This is a genomic window from Streptomyces sp. NPDC060232 (genome assembly GCF_042726555.1).
Lineage (GTDB): Bacteria > Actinomycetota > Actinomycetes > Streptomycetales > Streptomycetaceae > Streptomyces.
Genome location: NZ_JBHXAG010000008.1, coordinates 235725 through 262246, shown reverse-complemented (window position 1 = coordinate 262246; position 26522 = coordinate 235725). Strand labels below are relative to the sequence as shown.

At 74.1% G+C, this 26522-nt stretch carries 23 protein-coding genes and 1 riboswitch; of the genes, 10 read left to right on the top strand and 13 right to left on the bottom strand.

What is annotated here, in order from left to right; translation table 11 throughout:
* Positions 1-151 precede the first annotated feature (151 nt).
* Together ACFWFZ_RS14875 and ACFWFZ_RS14870 are read left to right on the top strand one after the other, a co-directional pair.
* Positions 152-1369, top strand: a complete 1218-nt coding sequence (locus ACFWFZ_RS14875; protein ID WP_387121931.1) for an aminotransferase class I/II-fold pyridoxal phosphate-dependent enzyme — start codon at positions 152-154, stop codon at positions 1367-1369.
* Between the two features lie 51 nt (positions 1370-1420).
* On the top strand, positions 1421-2599 hold the full coding sequence (locus ACFWFZ_RS14870) for an MBL fold metallo-hydrolase (RefSeq protein ID WP_387121927.1): 1179 nt from the start codon (positions 1421-1423) through the stop codon (positions 2597-2599).
* Here the strand turns inward: ACFWFZ_RS14870 and ACFWFZ_RS14865 are convergent.
* Positions 2596-3168 (bottom strand): DedA family protein, encoded by a 573-nt coding sequence (locus ACFWFZ_RS14865; RefSeq protein ID WP_387122024.1) that lies wholly within the window; start codon positions 3166-3168, stop codon positions 2596-2598. The genes ACFWFZ_RS14870 and ACFWFZ_RS14865 overlap by 4 nt on opposite strands.
* 92 nt (positions 3169-3260) lie before the next feature.
* Positions 3261-4037, bottom strand: a complete 777-nt coding sequence (locus tag ACFWFZ_RS14860; RefSeq protein WP_387121924.1) for an MBL fold metallo-hydrolase — start codon at positions 4035-4037, stop codon at positions 3261-3263.
* Positions 4038-4177: 140 nt separating this feature from the next.
* Here ACFWFZ_RS14860 and ACFWFZ_RS14855 point away from each other — a divergent pair, with 140 nt between their 5' ends.
* The 4 genes from ACFWFZ_RS14855 (at position 4178) to ACFWFZ_RS14840 (ending at position 8892) form a co-directional block, all read left to right on the top strand.
* A complete protein-coding gene (locus tag ACFWFZ_RS14855; protein ID WP_387121921.1) occupies positions 4178-4582 on the top strand; it encodes a hypothetical protein in 405 nt (134 codons plus the stop codon).
* A gap of 114 nt (positions 4583-4696) precedes the next feature.
* The gene (locus ACFWFZ_RS14850) at positions 4697-6946 is read left to right on the top strand and encodes a phage holin family protein (protein ID WP_387121918.1); all 2250 of its coding nucleotides are present in this window, start codon (positions 4697-4699) and stop codon (positions 6944-6946) included.
* Positions 6947-7021: 75 nt separating this feature from the next.
* Positions 7022-8395: an amino acid permease gene (locus ACFWFZ_RS14845; RefSeq protein WP_387121915.1), complete on the top strand. Its 1374-nt coding sequence runs from the start codon at positions 7022-7024 to the stop codon at positions 8393-8395.
* Between the two features lie 62 nt (positions 8396-8457).
* Entirely contained in the window at positions 8458-8892 is a 435-nt protein-coding gene (locus ACFWFZ_RS14840; protein WP_387121912.1) for an SRPBCC family protein, read from the top strand.
* A gap of 195 nt (positions 8893-9087) precedes the next feature.
* Here the strand turns inward: ACFWFZ_RS14840 and ACFWFZ_RS14835 are convergent, their stop codons facing one another.
* Positions 9088-10683 (bottom strand): RNA polymerase sigma factor, encoded by a 1596-nt coding sequence (locus ACFWFZ_RS14835; RefSeq protein WP_387121909.1) that lies wholly within the window; start codon positions 10681-10683, stop codon positions 9088-9090.
* Between the two features lie 216 nt (positions 10684-10899).
* Positions 10900-11661, bottom strand: a complete 762-nt coding sequence (locus ACFWFZ_RS14830) for a methyltransferase domain-containing protein (protein WP_387121906.1) — start codon at positions 11659-11661, stop codon at positions 10900-10902.
* Between the two features lie 57 nt (positions 11662-11718).
* Positions 11719-11821, top strand: a riboswitch (ZMP/ZTP riboswitch).
* A gap of 72 nt (positions 11822-11893) precedes the next feature.
* Between ACFWFZ_RS14830 and ACFWFZ_RS14825 the strand changes: the two genes are divergently transcribed.
* Complete coding sequence (locus ACFWFZ_RS14825; protein ID WP_387122019.1) at positions 11894-12739, top strand: bifunctional 5,10-methylenetetrahydrofolate dehydrogenase/5,10-methenyltetrahydrofolate cyclohydrolase; 846 nt, start codon at positions 11894-11896, stop codon at positions 12737-12739.
* A 133-nt stretch (positions 12740-12872) separates the two neighbouring features.
* Here ACFWFZ_RS14825 and ACFWFZ_RS14820 read toward each other — a convergent pair whose 3' ends face one another.
* Together ACFWFZ_RS14820 and ACFWFZ_RS14815 are read right to left on the bottom strand one after the other, a co-directional pair.
* On the bottom strand, positions 12873-14396 hold the full coding sequence (locus ACFWFZ_RS14820) for an NAD(P)/FAD-dependent oxidoreductase (RefSeq protein WP_387121903.1): 1524 nt from the start codon (positions 14394-14396) through the stop codon (positions 12873-12875).
* A 382-nt stretch (positions 14397-14778) separates the two neighbouring features.
* A complete protein-coding gene (locus ACFWFZ_RS14815) occupies positions 14779-15804 on the bottom strand; it encodes a hypothetical protein (RefSeq protein WP_387121899.1) in 1026 nt (341 codons plus the stop codon).
* Positions 15805-16061: 257 nt separating this feature from the next.
* Between ACFWFZ_RS14815 and ACFWFZ_RS14810 the strand changes: the two genes are divergently transcribed.
* On the top strand, positions 16062-16478 hold the full coding sequence (locus tag ACFWFZ_RS14810; RefSeq protein ID WP_387121896.1) for a hypothetical protein: 417 nt from the start codon (positions 16062-16064) through the stop codon (positions 16476-16478).
* On the opposite strand, the gene ACFWFZ_RS14805 is transcribed toward ACFWFZ_RS14810, so the two are convergent.
* Positions 16464-17258 carry a helix-turn-helix domain-containing protein gene (locus tag ACFWFZ_RS14805; RefSeq protein WP_387121893.1) on the bottom strand — a complete coding sequence of 265 codons (795 nt, stop codon included), beginning with the start codon at positions 17256-17258 and terminating at the stop codon, positions 16464-16466. The genes ACFWFZ_RS14810 and ACFWFZ_RS14805 overlap by 15 nt on opposite strands.
* A 44-nt stretch (positions 17259-17302) precedes the next feature.
* Positions 17303-19105 (bottom strand): FAD-dependent oxidoreductase, encoded by a 1803-nt coding sequence (locus ACFWFZ_RS14800; protein WP_387121890.1) that lies wholly within the window; start codon positions 19103-19105, stop codon positions 17303-17305.
* Between the two features lie 176 nt (positions 19106-19281).
* Here ACFWFZ_RS14800 and ACFWFZ_RS14795 point away from each other — a divergent pair, with 176 nt between their 5' ends.
* Together ACFWFZ_RS14795 and ACFWFZ_RS14790 are read left to right on the top strand one after the other, a co-directional pair.
* Entirely contained in the window at positions 19282-19587 is a 306-nt protein-coding gene (locus tag ACFWFZ_RS14795; RefSeq protein ID WP_387121887.1) for a 4a-hydroxytetrahydrobiopterin dehydratase, read from the top strand.
* Positions 19587-20351, top strand: coding sequence for a class I SAM-dependent methyltransferase (locus tag ACFWFZ_RS14790; RefSeq protein ID WP_387121883.1), 765 nt, complete (start codon positions 19587-19589; stop codon positions 20349-20351). Before ACFWFZ_RS14795 ends, ACFWFZ_RS14790 begins: the two co-directional genes overlap by 1 nt.
* A 48-nt stretch (positions 20352-20399) precedes the next feature.
* Here the strand turns inward: ACFWFZ_RS14790 and ACFWFZ_RS14785 are convergent, their stop codons facing one another.
* The 5 genes from ACFWFZ_RS14785 to ACFWFZ_RS14765 form a co-directional block, all read right to left on the bottom strand.
* Complete coding sequence (locus ACFWFZ_RS14785) at positions 20400-20825, bottom strand: RICIN domain-containing protein (RefSeq protein WP_387121880.1); 426 nt, start codon at positions 20823-20825, stop codon at positions 20400-20402.
* A gap of 10 nt (positions 20826-20835) precedes the next feature.
* On the bottom strand, positions 20836-21684 hold the full coding sequence (locus tag ACFWFZ_RS14780; protein ID WP_387122016.1) for an aldo/keto reductase: 849 nt from the start codon (positions 21682-21684) through the stop codon (positions 20836-20838).
* 106 nt (positions 21685-21790) lie between these two features.
* Positions 21791-22561, bottom strand: a complete 771-nt coding sequence (locus ACFWFZ_RS14775; RefSeq protein ID WP_387121877.1) for an ABC transporter ATP-binding protein — start codon at positions 22559-22561, stop codon at positions 21791-21793.
* Positions 22558-25233, bottom strand: a complete 2676-nt coding sequence (locus tag ACFWFZ_RS14770; RefSeq protein WP_387121874.1) for an ATP-binding cassette domain-containing protein — start codon at positions 25231-25233, stop codon at positions 22558-22560. The genes ACFWFZ_RS14775 and ACFWFZ_RS14770 overlap by 4 nt, the downstream gene beginning before the upstream one ends.
* A 9-nt stretch (positions 25234-25242) precedes the next feature.
* Positions 25243-26511: an ABC transporter substrate-binding protein gene (locus tag ACFWFZ_RS14765; RefSeq protein ID WP_387121871.1), complete on the bottom strand. Its 1269-nt coding sequence runs from the start codon at positions 26509-26511 to the stop codon at positions 25243-25245.
* Between the last annotated feature and the right edge of the window lie 11 nt (positions 26512-26522).

Genomic DNA, 26522 nt, shown 5'->3' with positions numbered 1-26522 from the left:
CCACGGGGCAACTCGATACAGACCCTAGCCCCGCCGGGCGGCCGGCAGACGGCGCCCGACAACGGGCATACGCGTCCAAACAATCGTATAAAGGTCAGGGTCGGCGGAGTGCGGGCGCGACGAACGCGGAAGGCGGACAACGGTGGAGGGGATGCAGCGCACGGCGGCGGAGGGCCGCGGCCCGGTCCGCTACGGCCCGCCCACGCCGGAGCCCGGCCTGCCCGTCCTCGCCGAACTGGTCTCCGTCCTCGGCGCGGCCGCCGGGCGTTCCTCGCCGCAGCCCCCGGGCGGCGGGGCATCGCTGCGCGAGGCCGCCTGCCGGCACTGGGGCCGGCGCGGACTGGCGACCGCCCCGGAGAACGTGGCGGCGGGCCCCGGCGCCCCGGCGCTGCTCCTGGCCCTCCTCGGGGCGGTCGGGGGCGACGTGATGCTGCCCCGGCCCTGCCCCGCCTGGTGGACCCCGCAGATCCGGCTGCTCGGCCGGCGGGCCTACCACGTACCGACCCCCGCGGAGTGCGGCGGCGTACCGGACCCCTACGCCCTGCTGGAGACCGTACGGCGGGTGCGCGCCGAGGGCGGCGACCCGCGGGTGCTGCTGCTGTCGGTCGCCGACGACCCGACCGCGACCGTGCCGCCGCCCGAGCTGGTGCGTGAGGCGTGCGAGGCGGCCGAGACCGCCGGGCTGTTCGTCGTCAGCGACGAGAGCTGGCGCGACACCGTCCACCGGCCCCACGACGACCTCGTCCTCAGCCCCGCCGAGATGCTGCCCGAACAGACGGCCGTCCTCGTCGACCTCGCCGGGGCGCTGCTGCCTGCCGACTGGCCCGCCGCAGTGGTCCGCTTCCCCGCCACCCCGCAGGGGTCCCGGCTGTGCGCCCACACCCTCGACGTCCTCACCGCCACCGGCGCGATGGTCGCGGGGCCCGTCGCCGGCGCGGCGGCGCACGCCCTCGACGAACCCGACGCCGTCGCCGCCCGCGCCTGCGCGGCCGCCCGCCTGCACGGCCGGGTGGCCGCCGCCGCGCACCGCGAGATCCTTGCCGTAGGAGCCATGGCCCGGCCCCCGCAGGCCGGGCGGCACCTCTACGCCGACCTCACCCCGCTGCGCGCGGGGCTCGCCCGGCACGGGGTCGGCGACGCCCTGGAGCTGGAGGACTGGCTCGGCGGCCGGCTCGGCACGCCGACCCCCGGCGGGCAGCGGTTCGCGGACGAACTGGGCGCACTGCGGGTGAGGTTGTCCACGGGGCCGCTGCTGGGCGCCACGCCGGAGGAGCGGCTGGCCGCCCTCACCGCCCGCGATCCGCTCGAACTGCCGCACGTGCGCCGCTCCCTGGACCTCCTCGGAGCGGTCCTGGCCGGGCTGGCCTGACCCCGGTGCGGCCCGCCCCGACCCCGCGACCAAGGTGAACGGAGACTGTCGATGAGCGACCGGACGGACGCCGCCCCCGCACCCGCCCCGGCCGCCCCCTCCGCGGGGCCCGTACGCCCGGCCGCCACCCCGCGGGCCCCGCGCCCGTCCGCACCGCGCCCGATCGGCGTACACCGCCGCTGGCCCCGCTCGTTCGCCGACCGGCTGACCGCCCCGCTCCCCGGCGTCCGCGCCTTCGCCCGACTCGCCCGCGAGGGCGCCTTCCGGCCCGGCCCCGAAGGGCTGCGCGGCATCCCGGACCTGCCGTACGAGCCGGGCCCGCTGCCCCCGACGGTCCCCGGCGCGGTGTCCGTCACCTGGGCCGGGCACGCCAGCTGGGTCGTACGGACCGGCGGACTGACCGTGCTGACCGACCCCGTCTGGTCCCGCCGGATCCTCGGCACCCCGGCCCGGATGACGCCCGTCGGGGTGCGCTGGGAGGACCTGCCGCCGGTGGACGCGGTGGTGATCAGCCACAACCACTACGACCACCTCGACGCCCCCACCCTCAGGCGGCTGCCCCGGGACACCGCCCTCTTCGTCCCCGCGGGCCTCGCGGGCTGGTTCCGCCGCCGCGGTTTCACCCGGGTCACCGACCTCGACTGGTGGGAGCAGGCCGAGCTGGGCGGCGTACGCTTCGAGTTCGTCCCCGCCCACCACTGGTCGAAGCGGTCCCTGACCGACACCTGCCGGTCCCTGTGGGGCGGCTGGATCCTCACCGACACGCTGAGCCCGGTGCCGAGGAAGGTCTACTTCGCCGGGGACACCGGCTACGGCCGGTGGTTCCGCGAGATCGGCCGCCGCCACCCCGGCATCGACCTCGCGCTCCTGCCCGTCGGCGCCTACGCACCGCGCTGGTGGCTCGGCGACGTGCACGCCGACCCGGAGGAAGCCGTCCAGGCCTGTCTCGACCTCGGTGCCCGGCGGATGGCTCCCATGCACTGGGCCGCCTTCGTGCTCTCCGCCGAACCGGTCATGGAGCCCCTGCACCGCACTCGGGCCGCCTGGTCGCGTGCGGGCCTTCCCCGGGAAGACCTCTGGGACCTCCCGGTCGGAGCCTCCCGCACCCTGCCCGACCCGCCACCGGCCGCGGCCCCCGACCCCGCCCCGGGCCCTGCCCCGGACCCGGACCCGGACTCCGATCCGGACCCCGACCCCGACCGGGATCCGGCCCCCGGCTCCCGCTACTAGGGTTGTGGGTCCGGGCGCAGGCGGCGCCAGGCTGCAGGGCTCGCGCTGATCAGCAGCGTCAGGCCGACCGCCAGGGCCACGCCCTTCCACGGCTCCGAGAACAGCGAACCGCCCAGGATGCCGATCAGGCCGTACGTGGCCGCCCAGGCCAGGCACGCAGGACCGTCCCCGCGGGCGAACCGGCGCAGTGGCAGCTCCGCCAGCAGGCAGGCCAGCATCACCGGGATCCGGCCCGCCGGGACCAGCCGGGAGAGCACCAGCACCATGCCCCCGTGCTCGTCCAGCTTGCTCTGCGCCTGCTCCAGCCGCTCGGGCGCGGCCCGGTCGCGCAACGCCTCCAGCCACCGCGACCCGCCCCGTGACCGCACCCCGCGCTGCCCGAGCCAGTACAGCGTCAGGTCCCCGGTGAAGGCCGCCGTCGCCGACACCGCGAACACCAGCAGCACCCCGTACGGCGGCGACTGGTGGTGGAACGCCACCACCGCCGCCGAACTCACCAGCGCCCCGGTGGGAATCACCGGCACCAGCGCGCCCAGCGCCACCAGCACGAACAACGCCGGGTAGCCCACCGCCTGCTGGGCGGTCTCCGGAGGTACCTGGCCGGTCCCCGCCGCCGCCGAGGCAGAGGCCGCGGCCGCAGCCGCCGTGAGGTCGCGAAGGGTCACGGCAGCCGCACCCGCTCGCCGTGCGCCGGTACCCGTACGGTCACCTTCGGCGCCAGCTGCCGTGCGAGCCGCTCGAACTCCCCGCCCGGCGCGTGGAACTCGTGCGGCCGCACCGCGTCCATCCCCACCGGCCAGTACGTCCCGTAGTGGACCGGCACCGCCGCCGCCGGCGCCAGCCGCGCCAGCGCCCGCGCCGCCCGCCCGGCGTCCAGGTGCCCGGGCCCCAGGTACGGGCCCCAGCCGCCCACCGGCAGCAGGGCCACGTCCACCGGCCCCACCTCCTCGGCCATCGTGTCGAACAGCCCGGTGTCCCCGGCGAAGTAGGTCCGCGCCGCGCCCTGGACCACGTATCCGAGCGCCGGCGCGAGGTGCGGACCGAACGGCAGCCGCCGCCCGTCGTGCCGGGCGCTGACCGCGCGCACCCGTACGCCCTTGCCGACGCCGGTCTCCTCACCCGGCGCCGTCTCCGTCACCGCCAGCCCGCGCTGCCCGGCGAGCCGGGCCAGTCCCGGGACCGCCCGCCGCGCCCCGCGCGGCACCAGGAGCCGGGTCCCGGGCGCGAGCCGCCCCAGCGACGGCAGGTGCATGTGGTCCGCGTGCAGGTGCGACACCAGCACCACGTCCGCCACCGCCGCCTCGGGCGGCGGGAGCGCCCCGCGGCGCCGCCGCAGGTGCGCGAGCCGCCGCGTGAAGAGCGGGTCCGTCAGCAGCCGCACCCCGGAATCCTCGACGGTGCACGCGGCATGGCCCCACCAGGTGATCTCCACCGGCACCAGGCCCTCCCTCCCTCGCCGTCCCAGCAGCTCGCACTGTCCTACCCATCATGCCGGGCCGCAGGCTCCCGCCACCGCTTCCGGATCGGATCCCGGCGGCCCCTCCTCTCGGGCGGCGGATCGGAGTAGGGTCCGGCGGCATGGAAGAGTTGCGCGTGGCCGCTATCGCCAGCCTGGCCCCGCTCGAAGACCTGGACGCCGACCCCTTCGCCGTGGACACCCGCGGCCAGTACGCCGTGTGCGCACGCTGGGCGGCCGACCGGGGCTACGTCGTGGCCAAGCAGCTGCTCGTCTACGGGCTGCGCGCGGACCACTGCGGGTTCTGGTCCGACATCGACGCCGGGCGGGTCGAACTCTTCGTCGCCGCCAACCAGCGGGTGCTGGCCCGCGCCGTGAGCTGCGTCGAGGAGTTCACCGCCGAGTGCGAGCGGCGCGGCGTACGCCTGGAGACCGCCGAGGTCGAAGAGCCCCGGTACACCTCCGAGATGAAGGCCGAGGTGCACCGGCGGCTGTCCATGCCGACCGCCGGCTACGACGGCACCTGACCCCGCCGCCCCCATCGGGCCGCGTCCCTCGCCGTATCCGCCCTCTCCCGTCGCCCGGCCGGGCCGCCGCCGCTGTGCGAGCCTGGAGGCGGACACGACCCAGGGGGTGGCACGGTGCGGCGACGAAGGTGGCGGACCACGGGCAACGCCCTGGTGCGGGTGCTCCTCGTCTGGGCGGTGTCGACCCTCACGATGCTGGCCCTGGCCGGGATCCTGCCGGACTTCCGGCTCCAGTCCGACGACGGCGACAGCATCACCCAGATCGGCCTCACCGCCGCGTGGGGCGCCGGCGCCTTCGGCCTGCTGAGCGCCCTGGTCTGGCCCGTGGTCGTCAGGGCCCTGCTGCTCGTGCCGGCCCTCGTGCTCGGGCTGCTCGTCTTCTTCCTGAACGGCTCGCTCCTGCTGATCGCGCTCAGGCTGATTCCCGACGGGCGGGGTGAGGCGGCACCCGAGACCGCGGTCGTCGTGGCCGCGGTGATGTCGGCGGTGGCCTCGGCGACCTCCACCGCGCTCGCCGTGCGCGACGACGAGGCCTACCGGCGCCGGCTCTACCGGCTCGCCGACCGCCGCCGGCGGCGGCAGGGCCGCGGGGCCGCGCCACCGACCGGGGCGCCTGCGCCCGGGCTGGTGGTCATCCAACTCGACGGGGTCGGCTACGAGGTGCTGCGCGAGGCCTGCAACGGCGCGCTGATGCCCACCGCGGCCGGCTGGCTGGAGCACGGCCACAGCGTCACGCCCTGGTGCACGGACTGGTCCAGCCAGACCGGCGCCAGCCAGCTCGGCATCCTGCACGGCTCCACCTTCGACGTGCCCGCCTTCCGCTGGTACGAGAAGGAGACCGGTGAGGTGGTGGTCTGCAACCGGCCCACCAGCGCCGCGGAACTCCAGCGGCGGGCCGTCGAGCGCACCGGATACAGCGGACTGCTCGCCCTCGACGGCGCCAGCCGCGGCAACCTCTTCAGCGGCGGCGCGGACCAGCTGGCGCTCGTGCTCTCGGTCTCGGCGCGGCGGGGCCGGGCCAACCGGTCCCGCGCCGGCTACTTCGCGTACTTCTCCGATCCGGCCAACGCCGTCCGCACCGCCCTGTCCTTCGTCTCCGACGCGGTCCGGGAGATCGTCCAGTCCCTGCGGGCGCGGATCCGCGGCGACCGGCCCCGGGTGTCACGCGGCGGGCTCTACCCGCTGATCCGGGCCTTCGCGACCGTGGTCGAACGGGACGTGGTCGTGGCGGCGGTGATCGGGGACATGCTCGCCGGGCGTGCCGTGGTCTACGCCGACCTCGTCGGCTACGACGAGGTCGCCCACCACTCGGGCCCGCGCGGCCGGGACACCGACCAGGTGCTGGAACGCCTCGACCGCAGCCTCGCGCTGATCGCCCGGGTCGCCGAGCACGCGCCGCGCCCGTACCGCATCGTGCTGCTGTCCGACCACGGCCAGAGCCCGGGGGAGACCTTCCTGGCGCGGTACGGGCTGACCCTGAAGGACCTGGTCCGGGCGGGCTGCGGACTGCCCGTCTCCCGCAAGGCCGGCCGTACCCGCAGCGGGGCCGAGGCCCGCGCCGCGGTCCTCGCGGCGCTCCACCGGCCGGTGGAGGAGGACGAGGAGGCCCATCCGGGGCCGGGCTCCGACCCGGTGGTGCTGGCTTCGGGCAACCTCGCCCTGATCTCCTTCCCCGACGTCCCCGGCCGGGCCTCCCGGGCCCGTATCGACCGCACCCACCCCGCGCTGCTGGCGACCCTGGCGAACCACCCGGGAGTGGGCTTCCTGCTGGTGGACGGCGTGGTGCTGGGCCCGGACGGGGCGCAGGCCCGGCTGGACGTACCCGGCGAGGCGGAGGAGCTCCTCGCCGCCTTCGGGCCCGGCGCGGCGGAGGCCGTACGCCGGACCGACACCTTCCCGCACGTGGCCGACATCATGGTGAACTCGGCGTACGACCCGGACACGGGCGTGGTGCACGCCTTCGAGGAGCAGATCGGTTCGCACGGCGGCCTGGGCGGGGAGCAGGGGCGCCCCTTCCTGATGTGGCCCGCGGAGCTGTCGGACCCGGGGGCGGAGCTGATCGGCGCGGAGGCGGTGCACGGCGTACTGCGGCGCTGGCTCAGGGAGGCGGACGGCCCTCAGGTGCCGGTGGCTCCGCCTGCGGGCAGATCTGCGGCGGCGGGCAGGTCGGCGGCGGAGGCATCGGCGGGGGAGGCATCCGGGTGGGAGGCGGCGGAGGGGGCGCAGGCCGCGGAGGCGGCGGAGGCCGCGGCGCAGGCCGGCGAGCGGCCGCCGCGAGCGGTGCCGCAGATTTCCCCGCCGGACGGCCAGATCGGCGGAATCCTTCCTTCCGAGGGGTCGCCCGCGCGGGACGAAACCCGCTGATTTGGTACGACCCGCACAGTGGCCGACCATGTGTCGACCGGCCCACCATGTGAGACGACCCGAGGCGCACCACCGATGACCAGCACCGCAGCCCTGCCCGCCGAGGCCACCGCACCCCCCGAGCCGGGCCGCGACCCCCATGCCCGACGCTTCGGCCTCCCCATCGCGACCTGCCTGGTCATGGGCAACATCATCGGCGGCGGGATCTTCCTCCTCCCGGCCTCGGTCGCCCCCTTCGGCACCATCAGCCTCGTCGCCTTCGCGGTGCTCACGCTCGGGGCCATCGCCCTCGCGCTCGTCTTCGGCCGCCTCGCGCACCGGCACCCGCAGACCGGCGGCCCGTACGTCTACGCCCGCGCCGCCTTCGGCGACTTCGCCGGCTTCCTCGCCGCCTGGAGCTACTGGATCACCAGCTGGGTGTCGAACGCGGCCCTCGCCGTCGCGTCGGTCGGCTACCTCAGCGTCCTCTTCCCGGCCATCGGCGCACACAAGTGGTCGATGTGCCTGGCGGCCCTGGCCATGCAGTGGCTGCCCGCGCTCGCCAACCTGGCCGGCACCCGCTACGTCGGCGCCGTCCAACTCGTCGCCACCGTACTGAAGTTCGCCCCGCTGATGCTGGTCGCCGTGGGCGGCCTGTTCTTCTTCGACCCCGCCAACCTCGGCCCGTTCCAGGCCACCGGCCAGAGCCCGGCCGGCGCGCTCTCCGCCTCCGCGGCGATCCTCCTCTTCAGCTACCTCGGCGTGGAGTCGGCCGCCGTCAGCGCCGGGGAGGTCCGCGACCCCGCCCGCAACGTCGGCCGGGCCACGATCCTCGGCACCGCCGGCGCGGCCGTCGTCTACCTGCTCGGCACCCTCTCCGTCTTCGGACTCGTCGCCCACGAGAAACTGGTCGCCTCCGAAGCCCCCTTCACCGACGCCGTCAACGCCATGTTCGGCGGCACCTGGGGCGGCACCCTCGTCGCCTGCGCCGCCGTCATCTCGATGGCGGGCGCCCTCAACGGCTGGACCCTGCTCAGCGCCCAGACCCCGTACGCAGCGGCCAAGGACGGGCTCTTCCCCAGCGCCTTCGAGAAGAAGCGGCGCGGCGTCCCGGTGGTCGGCGTCGTCGTCACGACCTCCCTGGCCTCCGCCCTGACCGTCTACAACTACACGGCCGGCTCCGACGGCGTCTTCGAGATCCTGGTCCTCGTCACCACCTTCACCGCGACCGTGCCCTACCTGCTCTCCACCGCCGCTCAGATCTACTTCCTGCTCTCCGGCCGGGGCGAGCGCGTCCACCGGGGGCGCCTGGTCCGCGACGGCGCCCTCGCCGTCCTCGCCTTCGGCTTCTCCATGTGGCTGGTGGCCGGCTCCGGATACGCCGCCGTCTACCAGGGCGTGCTCTTCCTCTTCGCGGGCGTCGCCGTCTACGCCGTGATGGCCGCGCGCAGGCAGCGGACGGCCACCTGACCTGCGCGGTAGCGTGGAAGGACAGCGTCTTTGGGGGCATCCGGGGGCATGAAGGGGTCGCCATGTCCGCGATCAGGGAAAGCATCGAGATCGACCGGAGCCCCGAAGAGGTCTTCGCCTACCTGTCGGACGCCTCCCACCTGCCGGAGTGGCAGAAGAGCGCCGTGTCCGTCCGGGGCGCCGACCACCCGGCCGTCGGCTCGCTCATCGCCGTACGGCGGCGGATCGGCCGCCGCGAGTTCCCGACGACCATGGAAGTCACCGAGTACGACCCGCCCAGGACCTGGCACCTCCACGGCATCGACGGCCCCGTCCGCGGCGACGTCCGCGCCGCCGTCGAGCCCCTGGGCGACGGCACGCGCTCCCGGCTCACCCTGAGCCTCGACTTCGAGGGCCACGGCATCGGCAAGGTCCTCGTACCGCTCGTCGTGAAGCCGCACGCGCGCAAGGAGATCCCGCTGAACGAGGAGAAGCTCAAACACCTCCTCGAAACCTGAACAGGGCGGCAGCCCGGAAGAACCGGATGCCGGACGGTGTGACCGCGCGGGCTGCCGCCACCCGCCCAGAAGGCGTCCCACCCGCTGCTCGGCGGGCGGTGCGCCGTCGGCGGTACGCCCACGATCCCACCGCGGGACGCAGAACGCCCCCGGCCCGCGCAATCGCAGGTCGGGGGCGTTCCGGAAGGGGCCGGCTCAGTCGAGGTAGTCGCGCAGGACCTGCGAACGCGACGGGTGGCGCAGCTTCGACATGGTCTTCGACTCGATCTGGCGGATGCGCTCACGGGTCACCCCGTACACGCGGCCGATCTCGTCGAGGGTCTTCGGCTGGCCGTCGTTGAGGCCGTAGCGCATGGAGACCACGCCCGCCTCGCGCTCCGAGAGCGTGCCCAGGATCGACTGGAGCTGCTCCTGGAGGAACGTGAAGGACACCGCGTCCGCCGGCACGACCGCCTCGGAGTCCTCGATGAGGTCACCGAACTCGCTGTCGCCCTCCTCACCCAGCGGGGTGTGCAGGGAGATCGGCTCACGGCCGTACTTCTGGACCTCGATGACCTTCTCGGGGGTCATGTCGAGTTCCTTGCCCAGCTCCTCCGGGGTGGGCTCGCGGCCCAGGTCCTGGAGCATCTGGCGCTGCACGCGGGCGAGCTTGTTGATGATCTCGACCATGTGCACGGGGATGCGGATCGTGCGCGACTGGTCGGCCATGGCACGCGTGATCGCCTGCCGGATCCACCAGGTCGCGTACGTGGAGAACTTGAAGCCCTTGGTGTAGTCGAACTTCTCCACGGCGCGGATCAGGCCGACGTTGCCCTCCTGGATCAGGTCCAGGAAGAGCATGCCGCGGCCGGTGTAGCGCTTGGCGAGGGAGACCACGAGACGGAGGTTGGCCTCCAGCAGGTGGTTCTTCGCCCGGCGGCCGTCCTCGACGAGGATCTCCAGCTCGCGCTTGAAGGCGGGCTTGTGGTCCTCCTCCTCTTCGAGCTTGTACTCGGAGAAGAGACCGGCCTCGATGCGCTTGGCGAGCTCGACCTCCTGCTCGGCGTTGAGGAGCGGCACCTTGCCGATGAGCTTGAGGTAGTCCTTGACCGGGTCGGCGGTGGCACCGGCCACCATGACCGTCTGGGCCGGGGCGTCGTCCTCGTCGTCGTCGGACAGTACGAAGCCCTGGGCGCCGGCCTTGGGGGCCTCCTCCTCGGCCTCGTCGGCGAGGTCCTCGGCCGCCCAGTCCTCGCCCTCGACGACCGGGGTCTCACCCTCGTCGGCGTCCTTGGCGCTGGTCTTCTTCGCCGCGGCGGTCTTCTTCACGGCGGTCTTCTTGGCGGCGGTCTTCTTGACCGTGCGCTTCTTCGGCTCGGCGGCGGCCTCGGCCGGCGCCGCCTCCGCGGCAGCGGCGGCCGACGGAGCGGATATCGCCGAAGCGGTGGACGCGACCGTGGTGGCCGCGGCGGAGGCCGCGGTCTTGCGCGCACCGATGGGGCGGGGCGCGGCGGCGGCCTTCTTGGCCACGGTACGGGCGGGGGCGGCGGCAGCCTTGCGGGGCTTCTTCGCGGCAGCCTTGGTGGCGGGGGCCGCGCTGACGTGAAGGGCGACACCCTCCTCGTCGAGGACCTGGTTCAGGCTGCGCAGGACCCGCTTCCACTGGTCCACCGGGATGCGGCCGGCCTCGAAGGCCTGGCGCACGTCGTCACCGTTGATGTGACCCTGCTCGCGGCCGCGCTCGACGAGCGCTACCAGGGCCTCGGATTCGGCGATCTCCGGAGGGAACGTACGGGACGGGCTGAGCGACACAAGGAGCCTCTCGTTGCGAACAGATAAGGAGGTGGGCGGGACATCATCGCGCGAACTCGGGAAACAGACCCGAGGGGGGTCTGTATTCCGGGCCGCGCGAGGACACCTGTCGGTTCATCGCATGCCCGAGTCGATTCGTTACGCGCTGAATTGAGTGACCTGCGCCACGCCGCGGCCGGGCAACCGGATGCGGCGTGGAACCGTCCGCCTTCCGCATCAGTCCGGTTTGCGGGCTTCGATCAGGAAGCGGGCGGTATGTGCGACGAACGGGCCGTCGCGCTCGATCCGGTCGTGCAGCTCGCGCAAGCGGTCCCGGTACTGCCCGACCGTGAAGCCGGGCACCATCCAGATCACCTTCCGCAGGAAGTAGATCACGGCTCCGATGTCGTGGAACTCGGCACGCAGCCGTTCGGAGCGCAGGTCCAGCACTTCGAGACCCGCCTTCGTGGCGTCCGCCACCGCGTCGTCGGGGTGCCGTGCACGCCTGACCTCCTCCGGCTGGGGTCCGAGAAAGTATTCGACGAGTTCGAAGACGCTCGCCGGGCCGACCTGCTGCGAGAGGTACCTGCCGCCAGGCGTCAGCACCCGGGCGATCTCGTCCCACCAGATGGTCACCGGATGCCGGCTGGTCACCAGCTCGAAGGCCTCGTCGCCGAAGGGCAGGGGCGGCTCGTCGGAGTCGGCGACCACCACCGCGCCCAGCGGGTGCAGCAGTCTTGTCGCCCGCTCGACGTTGGGCGGCCAGGACTCCGTGGCCACCGTCAGGCGCGGCAGGGGGCCGGATCCCGCCAGGACCTCGCCACCGCCGGTCTGGATGTCCAGGGCGGACCGGACCTGGGCCAGGCGCTCGGCCATCAGGCGCTGGTAGCCCCAGGAGGGACGCTGCTCGGTGGCGCGGCCGTCGAGCCAGGAGAAGTCCCAGCCGTCCACGGAGACGGACTCGGCCTCGGCGACAAGATGGTCGAAAGTACGCGTCATACATCGATCGTCGCAGGTCGGGCGCCGGGCGACCACCGGATTGGTCGACTACAGTGGTCGGCGGGCCGTGACTGGCGTTCGGGTGGATCACCACCGGGGAGCGGCCCGGCGTACCTCAGGACCTCCCGTACGCCGACTGCCGCGCGCCTGGGCGAACCGCGATCCGCAGCGACGTTCAGGAGACCCCGTGACGACTGCCCAGACTGTCCCCGCCACCGGCAGCGCCCAGCTGATGGACGGCACCGCCCTCGCCCGCCGCATCTCGGAGCAGACCGCCGCCCTCGCGGCGAAGATCACCGAGCGCACGGGCACCGCGCCCTGCCTCGCGACCGTGCTCGTCGGCGAGGACCCCGCCTCCGTCACCTACGTCCGCATGAAGCAGAACCGCTGCGCCAAGGCCGGGATCACCTCCCGCCACGTGGAGCTGCCGGCCTCGACCACGACGGAGGAGCTGGTCGCGGCGATCACGGCGCTCTCCGAGGACCCGGAGATCAGCGGCATCCTGCTCCAGCACCCCGTCCCGCACCACATCGACGAGCGAGCCGCCTTCGAGGCCATCGCACCCGGCAAGGACGTCGACGGGGTCACCATGCACTCCTTCGCGGCCATGGGCTTCGGCCTGCCCGGCTTCGTCTCCTGCACCCCGGGCGGCATCATGCGCCTGCTCGCCGAGTACGGCGTGGACCTGACCGGCAAGCACGCCGTGGTCGTCGGCCGGAGCGCGATCCTGGGCAAGCCGGCCGGCATGCTGCTGCTGGAGCAGAACGCCACCGTCACCTACTGCCACTCCCGCACCCGCGACCTCTCCTCGATCGTGCGCCAGGCGGACGTGCTGGTCGCCGCCGTCGGCAAGGCCGAGTTCATCCGGGGCGAGGACATCAAGCCGGGCGCGGTGGTCCTGGACGCCGGCTACAACGAGGGCAACGTCGGCGACGTCCACTTCGAGTCGGCGGCGGCCCGGGCCTCGCTGATCACGCCGGTCCCGGGCGGTGTCGGCCCGATGACCATCGCCGTCCTGCTGGAGCAGACCGTGCGGGCCGCCGCCGCGCAGGCCGGGCTGGACCTCGCGGACCTCTGATCCGCCCGCCGATCCGACGCGCGCGCCGATCGGCGCGTACGGCGCACCGCCCCGGACCCCGGTCCGGGGCGTTCCGCGCTTCCCGGTACTCAGGCGACGCCCGGCTCAGGCCCGGGTCGGGCGCTTCTGCGCCTCACCGGGCCTGTCCGACGGGGTCGGCAGGGCCGACCGGGTCGCCTGCCGGACCGGTGGGGGCGGCCTCGGCGCCCGTGCCCCCGGCACCCGTTTCCCCGGCCCCGGCGCCGGTCCTCGTGCCGGGCGCCGGGTCCAGCCCGGCGACGGCCCGCTCCGCCGAGGTGAGCGGCGGCGCCTTCAGCGCACCCCGGTCGGAGGCGCGCGCCACGTGCCAGACCACCGACGGGCGGAGCCAGTGGGTGGGCTCGATGCTCATGGTGAGGACGTTGAACAGGGCGGCGGTGAGCGCCTCGTCGGTGGTGGCACCCGTCATCAGCCGGTTGACGTAGCCGTTGAGCAGGCCGGTGCCGGCGCGCGGCTTCATCCCGGTGGCGCCCGGATACAGGATGTCCTGCGACGTGGCGAGCTCCCACGCGGTGGCGACCTGGGGCGCGATGACGCGCTGCGCCTCGCGGCCGATCCCCGGATGGGCCAGGCCCTTCGCCCGCAGCAGGCCGCGTACGGCCAGCAGGCCCTGGGCGGCGACGGTCATGCCCTGCCCGTAGAGCGGGTTGAAGGTGGCGACGGAGTCGCCGACGGCGAAGAAGCCGTCCGGCAGCTCGGCCCTCTCGAAGTAGATGCGGCGGTTGGCGGTGCCCTGGGTGACGGCGACGTCCGTCAGGGGCTTGCGGTGCTCCAGGAGCTCGCCGACGATCGGGTCGCGCACGGACCTGGCGAACGGGATGAACGCGTCGGGGTCACCGGTCGGCTGGCCGCCGCGGGTGCCGGACAGGGTGGCCTGCCACCGGCCGTTCTCGATGGGCACGATCGTGGCGGTCTGGCCGGGCACGGGCACCCGCGGGTCGGACTGTACGTTGACGATCGGGAAGCCCATCTCGTGCGCGCCGGCCGGGGCCTCGAAGATCCTGGTCGCGTAGACGAGACCGGAGTCGACCTCGGCCTGCCGGATGCCGCTCACGCCGAGTGCCTGGAGCCACGTCCGGGCGCGCGATCCGCGGCCGCTGGCGTCGACCACGAGATCGGCCGTCACCAGCCGGTCCTGCTCCTCGGGGGTGTCGACCCGGACACCGGTGACCCGGGCCGCCGTGCCCTCCAGGCCCCGTACGCGGCTCTGCTGGAGGGTGGTGACCCCGGCGAGGGCGGTGACCCGGGCGCGGACCACCGAGTCGAGGAGGTCGCGGCTGCAGGAGATGTTGAACTGCTTCTCGCCGCAGCGCGGGATCCAGCCCTGGGCGGTCTTGGTGACCAGGTCGGTGGGCAGGCTGCGGCGGATGGCGCCGGCCTTGGTCCAGTCGCCGGTGATGCCGGGCAGGATCCGCTCGATGGCCCGGGCGCCGCCCGACCACAGCAGATGGGTGTGCCGGGCCTGCGGGAGTCCGCGGCGCGGTGCCGGACCCTCCGGCAGCGGGTCGGCGTCGATGACGGTGACCGTGGCGTGCTCGGCGAGGACAGCGGCCGCGAGGAGGCCGGCCAGACTGCCGCCTATGACGACGGCGTGGCGGGGCGGGGAGGACTGGTTCATCGTGGCGTGCTCTCTGTCAGGGCCGTGCTGAGGGCATCGGCGTGAGGGTGCGGCGACTGGCTGGTGCTGGTCACGGCGTGGCGCGGGGCTTCCCCAGCCGAGTGCGGACCTGATGCGCTCGCCCCCCCCGGGGCGGCGGCAGGTGGGAACGCGGGATGCCGCCGGGGTGCGGGCCGGAGGTCCCGGCCCGGACCTCCGCCGGACCCGCTCGCGGTGCCGGGCGGGAACGAGGCCAAGTGGAAGGCCGCCTTCCGTCCGGTGCCGCGCGGTGGGCCGCAGGCGGCGCACCGCGAGCCGATGGTCTCCCCGACATCGGCCGACGCCGTCAGGCGTGCGCCCTCCAGCGGTTCGGGGCCCAGCTCGCGCACGGCCCGTGTGCTCCTCATGGTGTTTCTCCCTCGGCGGCGGCGCCCTCGGCCGGCGCCCCGCCCTCCGTGCCCGGAAGCCCGAGCCGCCCCTCGCGCGCGAGAAGGTCGTCCAAGTGGTCGGCCAGCGACTTCCACCCCTGGGGCGACAGTCGGCCGGCCCGCGTGACGATGCTCCGTACGTCATGCGCGCGCAGCACGGCCAGCATCGGATTCTCCTGCTCCCGTACCACGCACTCCAGTTCGCCCTCGATCAGCGCGAGCGCCGTCGCGAGCGCCTCGGTGTCGTCGGCGAGCAGGAATCCGCAGTCGACGCCGTAGAAGCGCTGGATTCCGGCGGCCGCGGCGAGGTTCGGCATGCCCTCGCCCTGGGCCAGACGGGTCAGCGACTGCCCCGACGCGTCGAAGGACTTGGCGATGGCCGTGAGCGAATGGGCCTGGCCGTCCTCCCGCGGACGGGTACGGCGCAGGTGCTCGAACCGCTGGTGCACCTGCTCCTTCAGGGGGAGTCGGGGCGGCCTGCCGTCGAGGGTCTGCCGGACGGCCTGGGGCGTGATGCCGGTCAGGTACGAGAGGTGTTCCAGGTCCTCCCGGCCGTCGGAGACGGTGGTGGCGGACAGGGCGAGGGCGCGTTCCACCGCGCTCTTGCAGTCGGCCAGCAGGAAGCCGGCGTAGACGCCGAAGAACCGCTGCACGCCGGCCGCGTGGCCCAGCCGCAGCAGCCCGGTGCCCGCGTTGAGGGGGCCGAGGGAGGCGCCGGGGGCGCCGAAGTCGTGGGCGATGGCGGCGAGCGGCCATTCCCGGCCGTGCTTGTCGCGGCGGGTCGCGCGCAGCAGCCGGAACCGCTGGTGCACGCGTCGTTCCAGCGGCACTTCGGCGGCCGTGCCCGCCACCACCGGCGGGATCCGCCGGGGTTCGACGCCGGACAGGTGGCTCAGCCGCCCCACCGCCAGCACCTCGGCCGGGTCCCGGCCGCACCGCTCCGCGAGTGCCCCGACGCGCCGCCAGATCGCGGCGAGGTCGGGTCTGGCGGCGGCTCGCACCGGTTGATTCTCCGTATGTCGACAAGGCGTTCGAGTGGATCGGGCTGCGAGCAGCCTAGCCCCCCGCCCCCGGCCGAACCACGGGAACCCCCATGTTTCCTGACGCCCACCTCAAAAAGCGTTGGCATGACCTCGGAGGTAATCGACCCCCCGCGGGGGTGCCCGGCACCGTGGGGGCGTCGGGTCCCGGGGCCGCGCACTCGGTTCCGGGCCCGGCTCCCACCTGGCCGTTCGACCTCGACGGAGGCTGATCCCCCATGTCCGCTACCCTGCTCGCCGGTTTCGCCCGTACCGCCGTCCCACAGCTCGCGCTGCGTCGCTTCCTCGCCCTCGACGCCGTCGTCACCACCGGCAACGGCCTCGCCTACGTCGCCTTCTCCGCGCCGCTCGGGCGGCTGCTCGGCGTCGGGCCCGGGCTGCTCCTGGCCCTCGGCGTCCCGCTGGTGCTGTACGGCGCCGCCGTCGGCCTGCTGGCCTCGCGCGGCCGGCCCCCGGTGCTCGCCGTGAAGGCCGTCGTCGGGACCAACTACGCCTGGGCCGCGCTGAGCCTGGCGGCCCTCGCCGTGTGGTTCTCGCCGACCCTCGCCGGGACCGTGTGGATTCCGGCGCAGGCCCTCACCGTCGCAGGCTTCGCCGTGCTCCAGCAGCTCGCCCTGCGCTCAGTCGCCGAGTGAGCGCAGGTACTTCACCGTCGCCGGGTCGGCCGGGAGCATCGTCTCGATGGCCAGCTCGGCGACGGTCACGTCCATGGGGGTGTTGAAGGTCGCGATGGACGACACGAAGGACAGCAGGTGACCGTCGTGCTCGATGACCAGCGGGAGCGCGATGGAGGTGACAGGCTCCTGCGGTGCGCCGCCGCCGGGGCGTTCGGCCACCGGATAGGCGCAGACCTCCTCGTACAGCGCGCGCAGCGGCTCGGAGCGGGCCAGCGCGATCTGGCGTTCCATCTGGGCGAGCAGGTGCCCGCGCCACTGCCGGAGGTTGCGGATCCGCGGGGCCAGGCCCTCGGGGTGCAGGGTGATCCGCATCGCGTTCAGCGGCGGCGTCAGCAGGTGCTCCGGCAGACCGTCCAGCAGCATCAGGATGCCCCGGTTGGCGGCCACGACGTCGTACGTGGCGTTCACGACCAGCGCGGGACAGGGCTCGTACCCGGTCAGCAGCCGCTCGATGCCCTCGCGCAGGGTCTCCATCGACGGGTCGTCCAGCGCGGTCTGCGCGTAGTGCGGTGCGTAACCCGCGGCCAGCAGCAGGGCGTTGCGTTCCCGTACCGGGACGTCCAGGCGGTCGGCGAGCCTCAGGACCATCTCCTCGCTCGGCCGGGACCGCCCGGTCTCGATGAAGCTGATGTGCCGGGACGAGGAGTCGGCGCGGCCCGCCAGCTCCAGCTGGCTGATCCCGCGCCGCTGCCGCCATGTGCGCAGCAGGGCGCCGACCGTGGGTGTCGAGGTGGTCATGGCTTCGACGGTAGCCGAGCGAGCCGGGCCGGGCCCCGCCGCGGTCAGCCGACATCGAAGACGTTGCGCAGGCCGAGGCGGTGGCGCCACAGGTCGTGCCGCTTGGCGCCCTCCATCTCCGGCGCCCGGTACAGCGGCCGGACGGTGCACCGCCTGGCCGTCGAACCGTCCCGGTCCAGCAGGCTGTTGACGGCCGCGCGGGCCGAGGCGTTGGCGCCCTCCATCGTCGCGAGGTCGATGTCGACGGCGACGTAGTCCCCGCTGAGGAAGAAGTTCGGGACGCGCGTGTTCGCGCTCGGCCGGTTGGCGAGGGTGCCGACCGGGTGGATCAGCAGCTCGTCCTGGTTGGTGGGGTTCGGGGTGCCGAGCCCGTCCACACCGGGGTCCAGGAACCACGAGTGCAGCTTCGAGTCCGACAGCGGCGTCTTCCCGGTGTCGTTGAGGGAGGCCTTCAGCTGGGCCCACACCTCGCGCGCCACCTCGTCGCGGGTGCACTGCTTGGCCGTCTTCCCGTACAGGATCCCCGGCTTGTCCCACTCCGAGATGTCCACCGACAGGCAGTCGACCGCCGCTCCGTCGCCGTAGTCGGCGGGGAAGTCCCGCGCCGGCCAGTGCTCGGCCTGCTGGATCGCCGTCAACGACCAGGGTGAGTCGATGCAGTTGATGTGGCCGTGCACCAGTGGGGCCCGTTCGGTCAGATAGAACTGGATGCCGGTCATCCAGTCCGTCTGGAGCCTGTCGCAGCGCCCCAGCATCGGGTCGGCGGCCCGCAGCCCCGCGCTCCAGGTGCGCCGGGCGTGCTCGACGGGCAGCGCGCTGACGTAGTGGTCGGCGGTCACGGTCCGCCGGGCGCCGTCCGGGTCCTCGACCGCGATCCCGCTCACCCGGCCGCCCCCGTACTGCACCTCCCGTACCGTCCAGCCGACCCTGAACTCCACGCCCAGGGAGCGCAGATGGGCCTCCCACGGGTCGATCCACGCCTCGTTGGTGGGCAGGTTGAGGATCCGGTCCGGCGGGCCGTCCGCCCCGCGGCCCAGGAGGTTGAAGACGAAGGCCTCGCCGAGGGTGCCGACCGTACGGGTGGAGGCCTCCTCCGCCTTGGTGGCCACGATGTTGCGGGTGACGCCGACCGCCAGGATGCGCTGGTACTCGTTCGACATCCGCCCGGCCCGGGTGAACTCCCACCACGGGGTGTGCTCCCAGACCTCGGCCCGCCGCTCGTCGCAGCTGGTGAGGAAGACCAGTACGCGGTCGACGAAGTACGCCGTCTCGTACGGAGGCAGCCTGACCAGGGTCTGCAGGATCCCCGACAGGGCGCGCCGTACCTCCTCGGGCGTGAGCGCGGCGGGGGAGTGGCCGGGCCAGGGGATGGGGCCGCGCAGGTCCTCACGACCCCCGGCGCGGGCGAACATCATCTCCGGCGGGGCCACCAGGTTGTCCCACACGCCGTTCGCGTTGCCGGGGAAGGGGATGCGCCGCATGGTGTCGGGCAGGTTGTGGTAGATCCCCGGGATGAAGCGGAAGCCGTGCTCGGCGGGCAGCGGCCTGCGGGCGCCGCGGGCGCTGCCCGGCACGTCCATGCTGCGGGCCTTGCCGCCGAGCGCCCGGCGCTCGTACACGGTGACGGCGTATCCGCGCTCGGCGAGTTCGTGCGCCGCGGTCATCCCGGCCACCCCGCCGCCGAGTACGGCGACGTGCCGGCCGTTCGGCGCGGTGGGCGCCGCGGCGGGTGCGGCGGGGGCGGCAGCCGCCGCCGGAGCCGCCAGGCCGGTCAGGGCCTGGGCCGACAAGGCCGCGGCGCCCGTGCCCGCGATGAACGTACGCCTGGAACTCCCGGTGCCGGCCATGGCGAATGCCCCCCTCGTTACCGCTGGTAACAGTCACGTCCGGCGCAGGAGCCTAGAGGGCGGCCGCCGGAGGCGGAAGGTGCAGAAGTACCCGAGCGCACTATGGCGCGAAAGGTTCGCTCCGGCGCGCACTGTGGGAACCTTGACTACACGTCACGGGGAAAAGGAGCCGGTGCATGCCGAGTGAACCGCTGTCGCAGAAGGAGATCGAGGACCGGCTCAGGGAACTCCCCGGCTGGGCCTTCGAGGACGACCGGATCATCCGTACCTACCGCCTGCGGTCGCATGTCGCGGCGAGCGCCCTGGTCGCCCACATCGCCGCCGTCCAGCAGGAGTTGAACCACCACTCCGACCTGACGCTCGGTTACGACACGGTGCGGCTCTCCGTGCACAGCCACGACGCCGGAGGCGTGGTGACGGAGACCGACTTCGCCCTCGCCGAGCGCGTGGAGTCCCTCGCCCCCGCCCACGGCGCGAGCTGATGACCACGCACATACCGACCGCGAAACCCCTGCTCGACTACGACGCCGAGGCCGGGTTCTACGACGCCTCCCGCGGCGGCCCCCCGCGCGCCGAGGCCGCCGCGGCGGCCGTCCTCAGCCTCCTCCCGGCCGAGGTGGGAACCCTCCTCGACCTCGGCTGCGGCACGGGCATCGTCACCGCCCGGCTGGGGCGCCCCGGACTGCGCGTCCTGGGCGCCGACGCCTCCCACGGCATGGCGGCCGCGGCGCTGCGCCGCGGCGTCCCCGTGGCCCTCGCCGACGCCGCCCGGCTGCCCGTGCGCTCGGGCTCGCTGGACGCGGTGAGCGCGGTGTGGCTGCTCCACCTGCTGCGGGATCCGGGACTGGTGCCCGCGGTGATCGCCGAGGCCGCCCGGGTGCTGCGGCCCGGCGGGGTCCTCGTCACCACCGTGGACAAGGACTCCGCGCACGACGTCGGCAGCGACATCGACGCCGTGTTCGCCGCGCACCTGGCCCCGACCCCCTCGGACGCCTCCGGAGAGATCGAGGCCCAAGCGTCCCGGGCGGGCCTGCTCCCCGGCGGCGAGGCCCACTTCACCGGCCACGGCCAGGGCCGCACCCCGCGCGGCTCCGCCGAGGCGCTGCTCGCGGGGCGGTACGCCTCGCGCATCGTCCCGCGCGGCATCACCGCGCCCGAGCTGGCGGCCCGGCTGGAACTGCTGCCCGACCAGGACACGCCGCGCGCGGAGCCGACGTACCGCCTGCGGAGCTTCGTACGCATGTGACGGCGGCCGGGGGGCGGGCCCGGCGCCACGGCCGCCGCCCCCCAGGGCCTATGCCGGTTCCAGCCGCCACCACTGGGACGGGGAGTCGGTGTCCTCGCCCTGCCGGACCCGGCCCTCCGCGTCGGTCTCCAGCAGCAGCCCGCTGATACAGGCGATCAGGGACACCACCCCCGGATCGTCGAGGTGCTCCTCGACGATCCACTCCTGCGCGCCGAAGGCGTTGGCCCGCCACACCTGCACCCGGGCGCCGCTGTCCGTCGACGCGTTCGCCACGTCGAGGCGCCGCTCGTTGTCCTCGCTCACCACGTGGAAGATCCCGCCGCCGCTGTGCACGGGCGCGATCAGCCACCGGCGGGCGGCCGCCGGAGCGGGCGGCCCGTCCGGGCCGACCCGCACACGGGAGGCGCCCTCCAGCTGGAGCACCAGCCCGCTGTCCACGTTCCGGATCCGGTAGAGCCCTTCGGGAAGCTTCACCCGCCCGTCCTCACACGTCGAATTCGGCCGGGTCCGGGCCGATCCGGCGGCCCGCCGCGCCCGCGCCCAGGGCGTCCAGCGCGGCCATCTCGGCGACGTCCAGCTCGAAGCCGAAGACGTCCAGGTTCTCCCGGATACGGGCGGGGGTCACCGACTTCGGGATCACGACGTTCCCGTGCTGGAGGTGCCAGCGCAACACCACCTGGGCGGCGCTGCGGCCGTGCGCCTCGGCGACCGCGGTGACGGCCGGCAGCGTGAGGAGGTCCTTGCCCTGGCCCAGAGGCGACCAGGCCTCGGTGACGATCCCGCGCGCGGCGTGCTCGGCGCGCAGTTCGGCCTGCGGGTGCAGCGGGTGCAGCTCGACCTGGTTGACGGCCGGCACGAGCGCGCTCTCGGCGGCGATCCGGTCCAGGTCCTCGGTGCGGAAGTTCGACACGCCGACCGCCTTGGCGCGGCCGCTCGCCGCGACCTCCTCGAAGGTCTTCCAGATGGCGACGAAGTCGTCGCGCATCGGGCGCGGCCAGTGGATCAGGTACAGGTCGACATGGTCGAGACCCAGCTTGGAGAGGGAGTCGTCGAAGGCGCGCAGCACCGCCTCGCGGCCCCACGTCTGCTTCGGGCCGTTCCACAGCTTGGTGGTGACGAACAGCTCCTCGCGCGGCAGCCCGGAGGCGGCGACGGCCTTGCCCGTGCCCCGCTCGTTGCCGTAGACGGCGGCCGTGTCGATGCTGCGGTAACCGGCCTCCAGGGCGGTCCCCACGGCGCGCTCCGCCTCCGCGTCCGGCACCTGCCAGACGCCGAAGCCGAGCTGGGGCATGAGCGTGCCGTTGTTGAGCCTGATGGCCGGGACCTGGTTCACGTCGGGTCGTTCCCTCACGTCGGCGCGGTGGTGCGCGGTGGTACAGCGTCGTACGAGGGGCGACAACCGGCCCCTCGTGCCACGTATTCCCCCCGCCCGGGCCGCCTCACGCGGTGCCCAGGTACGCCTCCCGCACCAGCGGGTCCGCCCGCACCTCGGCCGGCGTGCCCTCGGCCAGCACCGTCCCGAGGTCGAGTACGACGACCCGGGTGCACAGGTCCGTCACGAAGGCGACGTCGTGCTCGACCAGCAGCACCGCGCAGCCCTCCTGCTCGGCCAGCCGCCGCACCACCGCCGCGAGCTGCCCGCGCTCGGGCGCCGACAGCCCGGACACCGGTTCGTCCAGCAGCAGCACCCGCGGCGGGTCGGCCACCGCGCGCGCCAGCTCCACCATCCGGGCCTGCCCGACGGGCAGTCCGCCCGCGTACGAGGTCCCCAGCGCGCCGATCCCGCAGTCGGCCAGCACCCGCTCGCCGCGCACCCGGCGGGCCCGCTCCCGGGCGCGCCGGGACGGCAGGGCGAGGAGGTCGGCGGCCGGCCCGCCCCCGCCGCCCCGCCACTCCTGCGCCACCAGCACGTTGTCGGCCACGCTGAGCTGCCCGAACAGCTGCTGCCGCTGGAACGTGCGGCGCATGCCGTGCCGGGCCCGCCAGACGGGGGAGCGGCGCGTGATGTCCGCCCCGTCCAGCAGGACCCGACCCCGGTCCGGCCGGCGGATCCCCGACAGGACGTCGAAGAGCGTGGTCTTCCCGGCCCCGTTGGGTCCGATCAGCCCGCACACCTCGCCCGCCCGGATCCCGAGGTCCACCCCGCTCAGCGCCCGGACGCCGCCGAAGCGCACGCCGACACCGCCCGCGTGGAGCACGTAGCCGCTCATGTCCCCATCCCCAGGTAGGCCTCGGTGAGCCGGTCGGCGTCCACCTCGTCGCGCGGGCCGCACCAGGAGACCCGGCCCTGGGAGAGGTAGGCCACGGTGTCGGCGACGCCCAGGATCCCGGCGGCCTTCTCCTCCACCAGGAGCAGCGCGGTGCCGGCGTCGCGGAGCTCGGTGAGCAGTGCGTACACCTCGTCCACCACGCGCGGGGCCAGCCCGAGCGAGGGCTCGTCGGCGATCAGCACCGCGGGCGGCCGCTGCAGCAGCGGAGCCAGGGCCAGCATCTGCTGCTCCCCGCCGGACAGGGCGCCGGCGCTCACCCCGCGCCGCTCGGCGAGCCGGGGGAAGCGGTCGTATACGGCGACCCGGGCGTCGGGCTCCTCCAGGTAGAGGGCCAGGTTCTCCTCGATCGTCAGCGAGGGGAAGATCCCCCGGCCCTCCGGTGCGAGCAGCACCCCGGCCCGCGACCGGCGTACGGGCCCGTCGCCGGTGGCGTCCCGCCCGCGGATGCGGACCTCCCCGCCGGTGACGGGCAGCAGGCCGGCCGCGACCCGGCACGCGGTGCTCTTCCCGGCCCCGTTCGGCCCGAGCACGGCGAGGATCTCCCCGCGCCGCACGACGAGATCGACCCCGTGCAGCACGAGCCCGCCGTCGTACCCGGCTGTGACGCCGCGCAGTTCGAGGCGAACGTCCGCCTCGCCGGCGTTCGACGCGCGGGGGTTCGGGGGCGCAGCCCCCGACGGGTCCGGGGCGGAGCCCCGGGAATCGGCAGCGCGCCGGCGCGCCAGCCGCACCGGGACGGCCGCGCAGTACCCGTCGGGGTCGTTGGCGAGGGCCAGCCCGGCCAGGCCGAACAGGATCACCGGCAGGTGCGCGGACTCGGTCACGTAGTCGGACAGCAGCCGCGGGGCCACGGCGTACACCAGTCCCGCCACCACCGCGTACTGCGGCCGCCGCACTCCCGCGGCCACGACGACCGCCAGCCAGACCAGCCCCGTCATCGCCGTGAAGTCCGTCGCCGTGATCCGGGTGTTGTACGAGGCGTACATCACGCCCCCGAAGCCGGCCAGTCCCGCCGACAGGGTGAACAGCAGCAGCTTCGTACGCAGTACGGACACCCCGGAGGCGGCGGCGGCCGCCGGGGCCGACCGCACCGCGAGCATCGCCCGCCCCGACGGTGATCCGCGCAGCGCCGTCAGAGCGGCGGCGACCAGCGCGACCAGCACCACCAGGGCCACCCCCAGGGCCCGGTCGTCCGACAGGTCCACCGGCCCGGCCACCGGCCGCGGAACCGGCCAGCCCGTGTCGCCGTTGCGCAGCCACCGCAGCTGGAACAGCACCTGGTCGGCCAGGAACGCCAGGGCCAGTGTGGCCAGCGCCAGCGACCTGCCGCCCAGCCGCAGCGCCGGCAGCGCGACCAGCGCCCCCAGCAGCGCCGCCGCGCACGTGCCCACCGCCAGCGCGGCCACGAACGGCCAGCCCCGGCTCATCAGCAGCCCGGCCACGAGCGCGGCCCCGGTCACGAAGGTGCCCTGGGCGAGGGACACCATCGCCCCGAGCCCGGTCACCACGGTGAAGGACATGAACACCAGCGCCACGGCCAGCCCTTGCGCCAGGAGCCCGCTCCAGAAGGGTGTGGTGACGGTGTAGAACGCGACGCACAGCAGCCCGCCGCCGGCCGCCCACACCCCCCACCGCCGCCCCCAGGAGGCCCCGGCCAGGTGGTCCACCGGCGGGGCGTCCACCGCCGCGACCCCCGCGGTCCGCGATCTGCGGGTCAGCACGAGCAGCCCGCCGAGCAGGATCAGGAAGGGCACCGCCGTACGGAAGCCGGTGACGGACTCGGCGAAGGACGCGTACCCGGCCACCAGGTTCTGCAGGACCCCCAGCCCCAGCCCGCCGGCGAAGGCGAGCGGCACGGAAGCGAACCGTCCGATGACGGCCGCCGTGGCGGAGACGAACAGGAACAGCGTGTAGTCGTGCGCCGACAGCCCCAGCAGCGGGGTCGCCAGCACACCCGCCAGCCCGGCCAGCACCGACGCGATCATCCACGCCACCGACGACAGCCGGTCGGCGCTGATCCCGCGCAGCTCGGTCAGCGAGCGGTTGTCGACGGCCGCCCGCAGCCGCAGCCCGGTCCGCGTGTGCCGCATCAGCACCCACAGGGCCACTGCCACCAGCGCGGTCACCACCCAGGTGATCAGCTGGTCGGAGTCGATGCCGACGCCGTCCGTGAGCTGCCAGGACGTCGCCGGGCTCGGCCCCACGCCCGGCAGCCCGAACTGGTTCTCCGCCGGTTTCAGCGGGGCGCCCGCGTCCGCGAGCAGCTCGACCGCCCACAGCCCGGCGGCGGGCAGCGCCACCAGCAGTCCGATGGTCGCCACGATCTGCGCCGTCTCGCCGACCCGCGCGAGCCGCCGGAACATCAGCCGGTCCAGCCCCCAGCCGAGACCGGGGGCGAGGACGAACACCACCAGCAGCGCGGCCGGGACGGCCGGCCAGCCCAGACCGGAGTGCAGTTCGTAGAAGGTGAGCGCGCACAGGTAGGCGGTGGCCCCGTGCGCGAAGTTGAACAGCCCGGACGCCGAGTACGAGAGCACCAGCCCGGTGGCGAGCAGTGCGTACAGGGCGCCGGAGACCAGACCGCTCAGGACGAAGACGAGCAGATCCCCCATGCCGAGGCCCTACGTGAAGGGGATGGGCTCGTAGCACTTGAACGGGACGGAGACCTCGTACGCGCCGTTCTTCAGCTGTACGAGCGCTCCGCAGCCGAAGCTGTCCTTCTGCCCCTTGGGCAGCGCGCGGTCGCCGACGAGCGTGCCGGTGTCGGAGAAGCCCTGCGCGGCGGCCTGGAAGGACTCGACGGTCAGGTCCCTGCCCGCCTTCTGCGCGATGGACAGGAACAGGTCGGCCGACATGTACCCGGTGAGCATGTGCATGCTGAGCGGCAGGTCCTTGCCGCCCGCGGCCGCCTTGATGTCCGCCTTGAACCGGGCCGTCTTGGGGTCGGCCGACTCGAACGGCTGGAACTGCAGCAGTACGTGGACCCCGTCGAGGGCCTGCCTGGTGGCGTCCTGGGTGAGCAGCCCGGGGTCGTAGTCGGTGGGGTCGGACAGCAGCCCCTCGTATCCGCCGCGCTTGAGCGCGGTGAAGAGCCCGATGTTGTTGGGCGTCTGCATGACGGAGACCACCGCGTCCGGGGCCCTGCCGTCGTCGCTGGAGAGGATCTCCTTCACATACGCGGACCAGTCGCTGGGGACGGCCGTGCCGGGCACGGAGGCCTTGGCGTAGGACACCTTGAAGCCGGCGCCGGCGAAGCCCTGCTGGAAGGTCCGGATGCCGAACTTGCCGGCGTCGCTGTCGTTGGCGATGACCGCGACCGACTTGCCCCGGGCCCCGCCGAGGATCTGGGCGATGCCTTCGGGCCAGGTCTGGTTCAGGGTGCCGCCGGGGCTGGGGACCAGGCAGCCGTTGAAGCCGTAGACGTACTTGGGCCCGCAGAAGGAGGGCAGGGTGCCCCAGCCGAAGGTGGGCACCTTCTCCTGTTCCAGGAAGTCGGCGCCGGAGAAGGCCACGGAGCTCATGGGGGACACCGCGAAGACCTTGTCCTGCTGGACGAGCTTGCGGGCGGCCGCCATGTTCTTCGCGGGGTCCTGGCCGTCGTCCTCCGCGCCCAGGTACTCGATCTTGCGGCCGTTGACGCCGCCCTCGGCGTTCGCTCTCAGGTAGCGGGCCTTCGCGCCGAGGTCGGTGTCCTTCTTGCTGTAGCCGCTCGCGGTGGTCATCGACACGATGCCGCCGACCTTGATCGAGTCGCCGGTCACGCCGCGCGTGTTCCCGCTCGCGCCACCGCGCCCTTTCGGGGAGGAGCCGTCGGTGGAGGCGGAGTTGCAGGCGGAGACGAGCGCGATGGCCGCCGCCGCGGCGGCCAGGGTGCGGATCGGTCGCAACATGTCGGGGATCC

Excerpts from the sequence above, each read along its gene's own strand:
- ACFWFZ_RS14875 (WP_387121931.1), top strand. The coding sequence starts at position 152 with ATGCAGCGCACGGCGGCGGAGGGCCGCGGCCCGGTCCGCTACGGCCCG.
- ACFWFZ_RS14870 (WP_387121927.1), top strand. The coding sequence starts at position 1,421 with ATGAGCGACCGGACGGACGCCGCCCCCGCACCCGCCCCGGCCGCCCCC.
- ACFWFZ_RS14855 (WP_387121921.1), top strand. The coding sequence starts at position 4,178 with ATGGAAGAGTTGCGCGTGGCCGCTATCGCCAGCCTGGCCCCGCTCGAA.
- ACFWFZ_RS14845 (WP_387121915.1), top strand. The coding sequence starts at position 7,022 with ATGACCAGCACCGCAGCCCTGCCCGCCGAGGCCACCGCACCCCCCGAG.
- ACFWFZ_RS14840 (WP_387121912.1), top strand. The coding sequence starts at position 8,458 with ATGTCCGCGATCAGGGAAAGCATCGAGATCGACCGGAGCCCCGAAGAG.
- ACFWFZ_RS14830 (WP_387121906.1), bottom strand. The coding sequence starts at position 11,661 with ATGACGCGTACTTTCGACCATCTTGTCGCCGAGGCCGAGTCCGTCTCC.
- ACFWFZ_RS14825 (WP_387122019.1), top strand. The coding sequence starts at position 11,894 with ATGGACGGCACCGCCCTCGCCCGCCGCATCTCGGAGCAGACCGCCGCC.
- ACFWFZ_RS14820 (WP_387121903.1), bottom strand. The coding sequence starts at position 14,396 with ATGAACCAGTCCTCCCCGCCCCGCCACGCCGTCGTCATAGGCGGCAGT.
- ACFWFZ_RS14810 (WP_387121896.1), top strand. The coding sequence starts at position 16,062 with ATGTCCGCTACCCTGCTCGCCGGTTTCGCCCGTACCGCCGTCCCACAG.
- ACFWFZ_RS14805 (WP_387121893.1), bottom strand. The coding sequence starts at position 17,258 with ATGACCACCTCGACACCCACGGTCGGCGCCCTGCTGCGCACATGGCGG.
- ACFWFZ_RS14800 (WP_387121890.1), bottom strand. The coding sequence starts at position 19,105 with ATGGCCGGCACCGGGAGTTCCAGGCGTACGTTCATCGCGGGCACGGGC.
- ACFWFZ_RS14795 (WP_387121887.1), top strand. The coding sequence starts at position 19,282 with ATGCCGAGTGAACCGCTGTCGCAGAAGGAGATCGAGGACCGGCTCAGG.
- ACFWFZ_RS14790 (WP_387121883.1), top strand. The coding sequence starts at position 19,587 with ATGACCACGCACATACCGACCGCGAAACCCCTGCTCGACTACGACGCC.
- ACFWFZ_RS14775 (WP_387121877.1), bottom strand. The coding sequence starts at position 22,561 with ATGAGCGGCTACGTGCTCCACGCGGGCGGTGTCGGCGTGCGCTTCGGC.
- ACFWFZ_RS14770 (WP_387121874.1), bottom strand. The coding sequence starts at position 25,233 with ATGGGGGATCTGCTCGTCTTCGTCCTGAGCGGTCTGGTCTCCGGCGCC.
- ACFWFZ_RS14765 (WP_387121871.1), bottom strand. The coding sequence starts at position 26,511 with ATGTTGCGACCGATCCGCACCCTGGCCGCCGCGGCGGCGGCCATCGCG.